Origin of the sequence: Blautia sp. DFI.3.45, assembly GCF_020593505.1 — a bacterium.
GTDB lineage: Bacteria > Bacillota > Clostridia > Lachnospirales > Lachnospiraceae > Blautia_A > Blautia_A wexlerae.
On the sequence record NZ_JAJDMI010000044.1, the window covers coordinates 17,527 to 28,939 of the forward strand.

Genomic DNA, 11,413 nt, shown 5'->3' on the forward strand with positions numbered 1-11,413 from the left:
TCCCGAAGGATGTGCCAATGTAGAAGGCATATGATTGTATTATTCGAAAGAACGAATTATAATAATATTCGGAGGAATGGATGGAGGTATGAGGAATGTATTTCACCGTGGAAGAAGAAAACCTGATCTGTCTGTACCACAACGCCGACCGCCGCAGGACGGCGGCAAATCTCCGGGCAGCTTTGCCGGACATGGACAAGGAAATGGCGGCGCTGGCCTGCCAGACCGCCGATAAGCTGGACGCCATAAGCGACGCCGACTTTGCGGCGCAGCGGTTCCACTTCACAGACGAATAAGCAAAACGCCGGGCGCGGAGGCTGCCAAAGCCTCTGCGTCCGGCATTTTTATATAATCTCTGCCAAAAGTCAAACTCCATAATACATTTGAATTGCATTTCCGATGTATTCAGCACAACCTACGCCATACTGTTTATCAGTTGCTTCTGCTAATTTTTCATGTGCCAGATATTCTTTTGCCAAATCGAGAAGAATGTTTCTTGCGTTATCCAAATGAAACTGCTTTTTGTAATTTTCAGCAAGCATGACAACGGCTTCTTTTGCTAACTGGTCATTGTTTTCCTTTTTTGCAGACATGAACTGCTTATAAATTTTATCGTTTTCATCCTGTTCAGGCTTGAAATTATCAGCCTTTCCAGTAGGCTTCAAAATCGCTTCCATTGCTTTTTCTTTGCTTCCATACCATTTAACCAAATCTGCCATTGCCTGTTCATTTGCAAATCCGCTTGCTAAATATTCTCTGTATTTTTCTTTACTTCCATATTTAGCTACTTGCTCATCAAGTACCTCTTTAGACATAGTTGCTAAAGTGTGGTCTAACATTTTTTGAATATCGTCATTGTTAAATGCTTCAAAGCTCATGGTATTAACTCCTTTCATGACATCTGTTATCAGCTCAATAATTCCGTTTAGTCGGTTGCGTTTTCTTTCCAGAAAACTCTTTTGAGCTAATAAAACCTGTTCTTTATCATAATTTGGATTCTCCATGATTTTTTTTATGTCCATCAACGGAATTTCCAACTCTCTAAAGAACATAATTTCTTGTAATTGTTCCAGTGCTTTATTATTATAAAGCCTATAACCGGATTCAGTTAGTTTTGTCGGTTTCAATAAGCCTATTTCATCGTAATATCTAAGTGTCCGTATGCTTATTCCGGTTATATCCGACACATCTTTTACTGTTTTCATGTATCCTCCTTTCGCTTTAAGCGTAAACCCTTACGCCACGAGAGAGTCAATATTAAATTTTCTTTTTGCAGGAAAATTGTAACAAGAAGCTTATTTGATTATAGCATTGTCCAAAATAAGATTCTATGTCGAACTGTTTTTCTATGTATCTTCACTACACAAAATAATTCAGCCGGGACAAAGAACTGAAAAGGTGTCTTTGCCCCGGCGTTCTTTTTTGTCCATTTTCCCGCATTTAGAACCCTGTTTTTGGGGGAACAGGATAACTTTATCCACCTGCCTGCCGACCATGCGGAAAAACCCTTGATTTCCGTGGACTTTTACCGCCCTAAATGCGTAGACAGGAGGTATCTTTTCCGCTGGCGTTCCGCCTCTTTCTTCCGGCGCACCTGCACCGCACAATCCGGGCAGTATTTGGCCCGGTTGGAGTTGGGCGTAAACGCCGCCCCGCAGACGGCGCAGCGTTTGATCTCGTCCCGGCCTTTGGTGATCTCGGCGCACAGGGCCGCGTCCAACGGCAGGACGGCCACCTTGAACCACCGGCACAGCAGCGAATAGGAAATACTCTGCACACAGACACATTCCTCCCCATCGTCCAGCAGGAGGCAGTTTCCGTTACAGTAATTGCAGCACTCATGGGTGAGCCTGCGGGCCTTGCGGTATTGGGGATAACTCATTCTCGGTATGTTCATCGTTCCTGCGTATGCTCCTTTCCCGGCGCTGTCCGCAAAATGCTGTCTACATTCTGTTTGACAATGCCGTATTCTTTCAATTTCTGTTTCGCTTCGCTGTACTGTGCGGACAGCCGTTCCCGTTCTATGTCCAGTTTTTTATACTCGGTTTTGAGGGCGTACAGGTTGGGGAGCTTTGTGATCCCGGCCTCTTTGAGCGCCTTTGCCGCCGCCTCATACAAGATTAGTTGGCTTTCATGCTGCCGCCGGAACGCGGCCTTGTCTTTGGCGTTTCGCAGTTCCAGCGCCACAGGCCGGAGCTGCTTGTAGGCGGAGAGGTTTTTTATCAGCAGCGCCATATCCCCAAGGCGGCGTTCTGCGTCTTTCAAGGCGGAGGCCGCCGCGTCGTTTGCCGCGCTGATCTCGGCCAGCCTGCTTTCCAAGTCCTCGTAGCTGTCGATCTGGTGTTCTGTGATGAAGTTTAAGGAATTGGCGGCCTGCTTCAAGTTGTGCAGCTTCGCCCACCGCGCATAGCCCGCCGACTGCTGGGCCTTGATACTGTCCTCCAAGGCGATCCGCAGGGAGATTTCCCCGGCGCTTCTTCTGCGCGGCCCCCGGTCGATGGCAATGCCCTTGATCCGCTGGGTGATCCGTTCCTCGGTGTAATCCTCCCCCAAGGTCTTGCAGCGGGTGAAGCGTTCCTGTCCGGGACGGAGGCCGTCTGCCAGCGCGCGGAATGAAATAAACTTGCCCTGTTTGACTTCATAGCCCTGCGCCTCCATGAGCCGCAGAAAACTATCAAAGTCTTTGGCCTGCGGAATGGCCGCGTCAATGGCAATTTTCAGTTTTGCTTTCCAGCTCTTGCCCTTTTTCTGTGCGTCCCACTCGGCATAGGTCTTGCCTTTGTCCTTGCCGGGCTTTACCACAGACAGGCCGTATTCCTTACACAGCCGGTCGCTGGTGCGCCGTATAAAGGCGTAGGTCTGGCGGTTGGAAATGTACTTGCGCTGGTTCGCCATATCCACGGCGCAGAAAATGATGTGGTTATGCAGGTGGCCCTTGTCGATGTGGGTGGTTATCACATAGGGGTATTTACCTTGCAGCACTTCATCGGCAAGCCGCCGCCCGATCTCATGGGCCTGCTCTGCTGTGGTTTCCCCCGGTTCAAAGGCTTGTATCAGGTGGTGGGCCAGATTGTTGCCCTTTTGGTACGCCTGATCTAACAGCATTTGAAATTCAATATCCGCCGTTTCATAGGAACAGCCATAGGAAGAAACGAACAGCTTTTCATCGGTCTTGTCCGGGTTCTCGATGTAGTCCAGCGCCTTTTTCAGCGTTGACTTGATAGGATGGATCTTTGTAACTGCCATATCTGTGCCAGCGCCCCCTTGATGTCCTCTAAGTCCTGCGCGTACACAGTCCCGGTACTGTTGATACGCCTTGCAATCTGGTTGATGTTGACGCCGATCTTTTGCAGCTCTGCGGTCTGCGCCCGGACGGGGCCGGTGTCGATATGGACGATATAGCCGTCAATCAGCATTTTCCGGGCGTAGGCAGAAAAGTTCTTTGTGCCAAGCTGGGCCATCTTCTGCTGGATCAGCGCCCGTTCCTCCGGCGTCACCGGGACGCGCAGCACAAACTTCCGTTTTCGGTTTGCCACTTTCGCACCTCCATTCATTCAGGGGTTTGGGGACTTCCCCAAGATACAAACGGGAAGCCGTTTGCCGGGAGTGTGACCCCTATGCTTGCTGTCTTTGTTCTTCTTCCCCTAAAAAGCGTTCTGACCCCAAGGAAATACCCGCAAAATCCTGGTTTTTCCGAAAACCGCACAAAAAAAGAGAGGGCGCAGCCTTGCGTCCTCCCAAAAACAAAACAGAGGGTTGTCATGCACCCTCCGTTTCGTCATTCTTCTGTTGAATTTGAATGGCCCCGTCAATCGCGCCCTTGATGATCGGCAGAAATTCTTCCGGGCAGAGTTTCAGTTTGTGGCTGACCCGCTGCCGCTGTGCACTTTCCTCCCGCATGACCTCCGGGTTAAAATACCGTTCCACGGGAAGCCCGCAGATTTTAATAAGCTGTATGATAACTGGCAGGCTGGGAATCGTGCCGTCATTTTCGATGTTGGCAAGATAGCGCCAGTCGATATTGACCTGTTCCGCCAGCGTCTTACGCGATAACTGCTTGACTTTCCGCGCCGCTTTTACATCCGCGCCGAAAGTTTCAAAGCCGGGACAATCTTTGATATTTGCCATATAGCACCACCCATCTACATTGTATATTTCATATTTTCTCAATGGAATGTTGCTATATGCAGTAAGATTAAACTTTATAATTCATATTTTGCGCCTTGTACGGAAAAGCGGGCTATCCTATAATAAAGAAAAAGCACTTTTTTGAAAAAATCCGTCCGCTGTAACATTTCGCGGACATTTGCCTGTTATACTATCTGCAAAAAGCAAAGGAAGTGAGAATATGAAGCAGATTTTGATTGTCGAGGACGACAGTTTTTTGAATAAGATGTTAGACTATAACCTGACCGCAGATGGCTACGGCGTGACTTCTGCCCTAAATGCCAGAACCGCAGCCGACGCCATCCGCCAGCGGGAATTTGATTTGGTGCTGCTGGACATCAACCTGCCGGACGGCAACGGTTTTGAGCTGTGCAAGCTGATAAAGCCCCAGCACCCGGACACCATCGTAATATTCCTGACCGCCAACGATCAGGAGAGCGACCAGATACGGGGCTATGAGGTGGGCGCGGTGGACTACATCACAAAGCCCTTTGTGATCGGGGCCTTGCAGCGGAAAATCAAAGCCATGTTCGCCATGCTGGAACACCACAAACCGGCTAAGGACATTTACGACGACGGGCGGCTGTTTCTGGACTTCTCGGAGCAGACGGCTTCCCTAAACGGCAAGCCCCTGACCCTATCCCCGATGGAGTACAAAATGCTGAACCTGTTCCGCAAAAATCCCCGGCAAGTGTTGACCCGTGGGCAGCTTTTGGAAAGGCTGTGGGATATAGACGAGCGGTTTGTAGACGAACACACCCTGACAACCTCCATCAGCCGGATTCGCAGCAAGATTGAATCCGACGGCAGCGCGCCCTACATCAAGACCGTTTACGGCATGGGCTATCAATGGACGGGAGGTGAGGCAAAATGAAGTTTCAAAATCTCTCGGTAAAGCGGCTGTTTAGCCGGGTGGCAATGGGGCTTGCCCTCTCCATGTCCGGGATCACCATAGCCCTGTTTCTTGTGACAAAACAGATTGCGGTGCTGCTGACGGGCGGGGCGCTGCTGCTGTGCGCCCTTGTGGGGATTTTTGTACTGACGCAGGCGTTTGGAAAGCTGCTGTCGCAGTTTACCGCTGACCTGTGCCAGACTTTAGACCACATGATCGCTGGGAATGAAGCGCCCCAGCGCCCGGAGGACAGCGAAACCCAGCTTGCCAGAATTGGACACCGGCTGGCAAGGCTTTACCAAATCATGCAGGAGAACCGCCGCCGGGTGGACGAGGAACGGCAGGAGTTGCAGACCCTTGTATCGGATATTTCCCATCAGGTGAAAACGCCGGTAAGCAATCTGAAAATGGCGACGGACACCCTGCTGGAAAAGCCTATGACCGAGGCGGAGCGCATCGACTTTATCCGTGGAATCCGCAGCCAGACGGATAAGCTGGACTTTCTCTTTCAGGCCCTTGTGAAAACCTCCCGGCTGGAAACGGGCGTAATCCAGTTGGATAAGAAGCTGGGCCGCCTCTTTGATACCGTGGCGCAGGCCATGAGTGGAATCGTGTATGCAGCGGAGAAAAAGGGAATCGCCGTGTCCGTGGACTGCCCGGAGGATTTGACCGTTTTCCATGACAGCAAGTGGACATCCGAGGCCCTCTTTAATCTGCTGGACAATGCGGTGAAGTACACCCCGGCAGGCGGAAAAATCGCTGTGTCGGTGGTGCTGTGGGAAATGTATGTGGAGATCAAAGTAACCGACACCGGCAAGGGCATTTCCGAAAGCAATCAGGCCGCTATCTTCCGGCGCTTCTATCGTGAGGAAGAAGTACACGAACAGCAGGGCGTGGGGATTGGCCTGTATCTGGCCCGCGAGATCGTAACGCGGCAGGGCGGCTATATCAAAGTGGTTTCGGAACCGGGCAAGGGTTCGGAATTTTCCATTATGCTGCCTACAAAATAGGACGCGGCGGACGGCCATTTCCGGCTGCCCGCCGTAAATTTTTTTGAAATGTCCGAGCGTTGTAACATTTCACCCCGATTTTCAATGAAATTTTTTGGCGGCTGTAACATTTCGCGGACATTTGGGTTTTATAATACCCTTATCAACAGGCAGAAAGCCTTGAAAGGAGTTTTGAGTATGAGCGTTTTACAGACGATTGATCTGAAAAAGTATTACGGTACAGAGCCGAACATCACCCGCGCCCTTGACGGCGTGAACTTCTCCGTGGAGGATGGCGAGTTTGTGGCTGTTGTGGGAACCTCCGGCAGCGGCAAGTCCACCCTGCTTCACATGATGGGCGGGCTGGACACTCCCACCAGCGGAACCGTGATCGTCCGGGGCGAAGAACTGGCAAAGAAGAACGATGAACAGCTCACCATCTTCCGCCGCCGCAACATCGGTTTTATCTTTCAGAACTATAACCTTGTTCCCATCTTGAATGTGTATGAGAACATCGTCCTGCCGGTGGAGCTGGACGGGGACACGGTGGATCAGAAGTTTTTGGACGAGATCGTTTACCTGCTGGGGCTGGAAGATAAACTGAAAAATATGCCGAACAATCTTTCCGGCGGCCAGCAGCAGCGTGTGGCGATTGCCCGCGCCCTGATTACCAAACCGGCTATTGTGCTGGCCGACGAGCCGACCGGCAACCTTGACAGCAAGACCAGTGCCGAGGTGCTGGGGCTTATCAAGCGCACCAGCGCAGAGTTTCGGCAAACTGTCGTGATGATTACCCACAATGACGACATAGCCCGCCTTGCAGATCGGATTGTCCGCATTGAGGACGGAAAGATTGTGGAGCAAGGAGGTGGCAAGCTATGACATGGCCTTTTGAAAATGATACCAGCGCCATTACAAAGAAGCTGGCAAAGAAAAGTTTGCAAAGCGAGAAGCGCCGGAATTTTATGATAATAATTGCTATTTCACTGGCAGCGTTTTTGATGTCAATGTGTGGAACATTATTTTTTGCTTTTCAGGAATCTCAAAATAATATGGCCACTTTTCAAGCCAGCTATGATAATCTGACAGAGGATAAAATTGAAAAACTTCGTCATCAACCAGAAATCGAAACGGTAGCGTCGCTTTACAATCTGGGAGAAATAAAAATGCCAGAGGGATATTCATTGTATTTGGCATATATGGATGACGCGGCATGCTATATTGCCCGAAATCAATTTACACTAAAAGATGGGACTATGCCATCTAAAGAAAATGAAATTGCAGTTGACCGTGAAATGGTGAACAAATATTTTTCTAATACTGCAATCGGAGATAAAATTTCTTTTCAAATAAACGGAAAATCACAAGATTTTGTGATTTCTGGGATTACGGAAAGCTCGACTGAATCACAGGGCAATTACTCGTGCTATATATCAAAATCGTTTGTAGAAAATAGCCCTAATTATAATCCTGAAAAATACCAAAGTTATGTTTGTTTTGCTGATGCAGATTCAACATCAAAAGCAATTCTAAAAGAAAGAATTGCTTCTATTGGAAAAGAAATTGGTGCTGATTATAGCTTAGGTTTTCTCTTTTTTAGAGAGAATATGGGATTGTCATTTGAAAATATACTAACTTTTGTAAGTTTGTCCGTGTTGGTATTATTTGCCGGTATAACGGTAATCCAAAGTATTTTCAGAATTTCTATCAATGAAAAAATAAGAAATTTCGGACAGTTACGCACTTTAGGTACAACTGCATTACAGATAAAGAAAATGATAAACTATGAAAGTAGATATTTATCATGGCTTGGAATCCCTCCGGGTATTGTTTTGGGTGCGATTGTCGGAACTGTTTTGGGAAGTAATGAATTTTCCAGCGGATTTTCTCCTATCAATATTCCTTTTGTAATGATAGGTGTTTCCATCATTTGCACTCTTATGGTGAAATTATCTGTTCGCAAGCCGCTTAAAATTGCGGCAACTACTTCCCCTATTGAGGCAGTACGATATATAGCTTATCGAAATGCTCCGATGCAATCTCGAAAACATAATAAGAAAATTTCACCTTACTCTTTAGCTCTATTAAATCTTGGACGCGATAAGAAAAAGACAGCCAGTACATTGCTTTCCTTGATATTTGGAGGATTACTCTTATTTATATCTGCATCCGCAGCAGTTAGTAATACGCCAGAACAATTTGTCCGTGAAAAGTTTTTTGTAAACGGCGGAAGCTTCCGTATATATCTTTCTGAAGAATCAGTTGGAAAAAACGAAACAAATAATCCGCTAAATGAATCTTTGAAAGAAAAACTTTTGAATACTAAAGGAATCCAAAAGATTATACCACTTAGAGATTCGGTAGGAATGTGTCATTATTCTATCAATGGAAATGCTACTGAGGGAATGTGTGATATAATTTCGGTTCAAAGTACAGAAGGTAATTTTAGCTTTGTTGAACAACATTTGATAGATGGACAAATGCCTAAGAACCAGTTTGAAGTTTTATTGACAGATGGATATATGGAACTGGGGATTACAAAAGGGACGCCTATAAAGATTACAAATAGTGGAGAGGAAATAGAATGTATTGTTTCCGGTTTCTTTGATAAGAGCTTTGTCGGAACCGAAAACGGTACAGATGCTATTGATCCAGCGAATCTTATAATTACACAAGAACTTGCACAACAACTATTCACAAACACAGAAAATTTTGCTTACTCATGGGAGATCATAACTGATAAAACTTATAATGATGAAATAGAATCAGCCATTCAGCAGAAAATTACCTCTAAAGAAAAGGGGCTTTCTATTTGCAGCTATAATGATGTTGTAGAGTACATGGAATCTTCTATGAACTTATTGTTTGGAAGTTTGCAAATGCTGTCATTACTAATTTTGCTGTTTGGAATAATCAATCTAATCAATATGACGCTCTCTAACCATCAAGCGCGTAAACAGGAAATCAGTACATTACGCTCTGTTGGATTAAGCCTAAAACAATTATATCGTTCTCTCATAACAGAGGGATTGCTATATGTACTTGTTTCATTTGGAATCGTTCTTTTGGTTGGTATTCCCATAGCTATTCCTGTGAGCAAAGCTGTTGGTATTCTATTCGGTATGCCAAATCTCTCATATCAATTTCCAACAATGCAGATAGGTGGATATCTACTAATATTGATTCTTTTACAGTTGATTCTTTCTGTATGGGAAATACGGGATTTGAAAAAGCGTTCATTAACAGAACAAATGCGGGCAATGGAATAACCGTATGGAATTGGCGGGGCGGCGTGTGCTGCCCCGCCTTTTTCGCCATTTCTCAAAGAAATTTTTGAAATGTCCGAGCGTTGTAACAATTCAGCCTGTTTTTCTGTCGAAATCAAAGGCACCTCGGACATTTGTGTAACATTTGTAGTTTATGCTTGTGGTAAATCAATATTGGGGGTGAGGACACATGAAAAAGATACTGCTGATCGACGACAGCGACACCTATACATGGTGTCTGCAAAAATACTTACAGCACCGGGGCTACCCGGTGAAAACGGCTTGTACGCTGAAAGAAGCGCGGGCTGCCATCCAAGAGGAAATGCCGCTGGTGGTCTGCTGTGATCTCGACCTGCCGGATGGTTCTGGCATGGACTTTCTGGACAAGGTGCGGGCCGCAGACAAGGAGCTGCATTTTGTTCTGGCGTCCTGCCATGACAAGGACGACTACGAGCAGGAGGCCAAGCACCGGATTTTTGAGGATAAGGAAATAGACCTGATCTTGTGCGATCTGGAACTGCCGGACGGCACAGCAATGGAGCTGTTTCATACGCTGCGGCGGGTGGCGGGGATGTTCCAAATGAAGAATCCCCCTGTCCGGCTTCTGCCGTTCTTTATCCTCACCGAGAACAACGACCTTGCCATCTTTTATATGGCCGTACAGGATGACTGCCTCCGCAAGAATCCCTTTGACTTCCAGATCAATGAGGTTATCAACGACGATACCGTACCAAAGGTGCCGCTTACCCCTACACAGGAAAACGAGCTTTTGGACTTCATGCAGAACGATCCCGTCTATGCCAAGTATTATGACGAGGTGGTGATCCTGCTGGAAACCGGGCTTCGTATTTCCAAACTCTGCGGCCTGACGCCCGCTGACCTGAATTTTGAGAAGCGCTTTGTGAATGTAGACCACCAGCTTTTGAGAAGCACCGAGGATGGCTACTATATCGAAGCGCCAAAAACAGAAAGCGGATTCCGTCAAGTGCCTATGAGCGCAGCCGCCTATGAAGCGTTTGAGCGCGTGTTGAAGAAGCGCAGGGACGGCAGGTGCATTGAGGTTGACGGTTATAAGGACTTCCTGTTCCTGAACCGGGACGGCCTGCCCAAAACCGCCGTCAACTATGACGCCATGTTCAAGTGCCTTGCCAAGAAGTACAACAAGTGCCACAAGGAGCCGCTGCCCGATGTGATGACGCCGCACACCATGCGGCATACATTCTGTACCAGAATGGCAAACGCGGGCATGAACCCCAAGGCATTGCAGTACATCATGGGACACGCCAACATTGTAATGACGCTGAACTATTACGCCCACGCTACTTTCCATTCCGCACAGGAGGAAATGGAACGGCTGCAAGCCAAGGCAAAAACCACCGCAGAGGCCAAGCCGGAGCCTGCGGCGGAAAGCGCCGAGGAAACCAAGGCGGCATAAGTAGTACGCAGAATTTACTACTGCTTTTACTACTTTTGAGAGCGAAAACATAAGGGGTAATAAAAAGATTTGTGAGGTTCTTCCGATATGAAAAGTGCCGGAAAAGCCCGGAATAACGGGCTATACCGGCATATAAGAACATCTAAAGAGATAATTAGAAATCTATTAAATGATTGTTAGAAAAAATAAAGTAGGTGATTACATGGGAAAATGTTAATACTGACATTTGAAGATAGTGAGGAAGAAATCCTGAATCATATAATATCCTGTGTCAATACGGGAGCAAGAGCATTTCAAGTAATTGAAAATGCAAAAACAAATTTGAGTTATGGAGATATTGTTATTTTGTTGGATAAAAGAGAATTATTTCGAAAGCAGGAAAAAATAGATTTATCTTTTATAGAGTTTGAAATTTTGCATTTATTAATGCGAAGTCCCGGAAGAGTGTTTAGCAAAGAACAAATATATGATATCATATGGAATGAACCCTATTCCGGTGATTATAATGTGGTTATGCGACATATCTGCAACATTAGAGAAAAGATAGAAGATGATCCTGGTCATCCGTTATATATACAAACGGTGCGCGGTGTAGGATATCGGTTTAATGGGAATTTAGGCAGCGAGTGAAATCGCTGCCTATTATTATGGTTTTACAAAGAAG

12 protein-coding genes are annotated in these 11,413 nt (G+C 46.8%); 7 read left to right on the forward strand and 5 right to left on the reverse strand.

Annotation, left to right across the window (positions count from 1 at the left end; all coding sequences use genetic code 11):
- The first annotated feature begins 95 nt into the window (after window positions 1-95).
- Window positions 96-296, forward strand: coding sequence for a transposon-transfer assisting family protein (locus LJE09_RS13580; protein WP_118611270.1), 201 nt, complete (start codon window positions 96-98; stop codon window positions 294-296).
- A gap of 69 nt (window positions 297-365) precedes the next feature.
- On the opposite strand, the gene LJE09_RS13585 is transcribed toward LJE09_RS13580, so the two are convergent.
- From LJE09_RS13585 to LJE09_RS13605, 5 genes are all read right to left on the reverse strand, one after another.
- Complete coding sequence (locus LJE09_RS13585; protein ID WP_118632994.1) at window positions 366-1,205, reverse strand: MerR family transcriptional regulator; 840 nt, start codon at window positions 1,203-1,205, stop codon at window positions 366-368.
- A gap of 320 nt (window positions 1,206-1,525) precedes the next feature.
- Complete coding sequence (locus LJE09_RS13590; RefSeq protein WP_008689659.1) at window positions 1,526-1,897, reverse strand: cysteine-rich VLP domain-containing protein; 372 nt, start codon at window positions 1,895-1,897, stop codon at window positions 1,526-1,528.
- Window positions 1,894-3,246, reverse strand: coding sequence for a relaxase/mobilization nuclease domain-containing protein (locus LJE09_RS13595; RefSeq protein WP_118632993.1), 1,353 nt, complete (start codon window positions 3,244-3,246; stop codon window positions 1,894-1,896). Before LJE09_RS13595 ends, LJE09_RS13590 begins: the two co-directional genes overlap by 4 nt.
- Window positions 3,207-3,536 carry a plasmid mobilization protein gene (locus LJE09_RS13600; protein WP_002566656.1) on the reverse strand — a complete coding sequence of 110 codons (330 nt, stop codon included), beginning with the start codon at window positions 3,534-3,536 and terminating at the stop codon, window positions 3,207-3,209. Before LJE09_RS13600 ends, LJE09_RS13595 begins: the two co-directional genes overlap by 40 nt.
- A 223-nt stretch (window positions 3,537-3,759) precedes the next feature.
- Window positions 3,760-4,128 (reverse strand): helix-turn-helix domain-containing protein, encoded by a 369-nt coding sequence (locus LJE09_RS13605; RefSeq protein ID WP_118632992.1) that lies wholly within the window; start codon window positions 4,126-4,128, stop codon window positions 3,760-3,762.
- 220 nt (window positions 4,129-4,348) lie between these two features.
- On the opposite strand from LJE09_RS13605, the gene LJE09_RS13610 reads away from it, so the two are divergent.
- From LJE09_RS13610 to LJE09_RS13635, 6 genes are all read left to right on the forward strand, one after another.
- Window positions 4,349-5,041: a response regulator transcription factor gene (locus LJE09_RS13610; RefSeq protein ID WP_118670459.1), complete on the forward strand. Its 693-nt coding sequence runs from the start codon at window positions 4,349-4,351 to the stop codon at window positions 5,039-5,041.
- Window positions 5,038-6,069 carry a sensor histidine kinase gene (locus LJE09_RS13615; RefSeq protein WP_119245714.1) on the forward strand — a complete coding sequence of 344 codons (1,032 nt, stop codon included), beginning with the start codon at window positions 5,038-5,040 and terminating at the stop codon, window positions 6,067-6,069. Before LJE09_RS13610 ends, LJE09_RS13615 begins: the two co-directional genes overlap by 4 nt.
- 177 nt (window positions 6,070-6,246) lie before the next feature.
- Window positions 6,247-6,930 (forward strand): ABC transporter ATP-binding protein, encoded by a 684-nt coding sequence (locus LJE09_RS13620; RefSeq protein WP_118632989.1) that lies wholly within the window; start codon window positions 6,247-6,249, stop codon window positions 6,928-6,930.
- Window positions 6,927-9,317, forward strand: a complete 2,391-nt coding sequence (locus LJE09_RS13625; protein WP_118632988.1) for an ABC transporter permease — start codon at window positions 6,927-6,929, stop codon at window positions 9,315-9,317. Before LJE09_RS13620 ends, LJE09_RS13625 begins: the two co-directional genes overlap by 4 nt.
- Window positions 9,318-9,504: 187 nt before the next feature.
- The gene (locus tag LJE09_RS18875; protein ID WP_118632987.1) at window positions 9,505-10,749 is read left to right on the forward strand and encodes a tyrosine-type recombinase/integrase; all 1,245 of its coding nucleotides are present in this window, start codon (window positions 9,505-9,507) and stop codon (window positions 10,747-10,749) included.
- 210 nt (window positions 10,750-10,959) lie between these two features.
- Window positions 10,960-11,379: a winged helix-turn-helix domain-containing protein gene (locus LJE09_RS13635; RefSeq protein ID WP_118611278.1), complete on the forward strand. Its 420-nt coding sequence runs from the start codon at window positions 10,960-10,962 to the stop codon at window positions 11,377-11,379.
- Window positions 11,380-11,413: the final 34 nt, after the last annotated feature.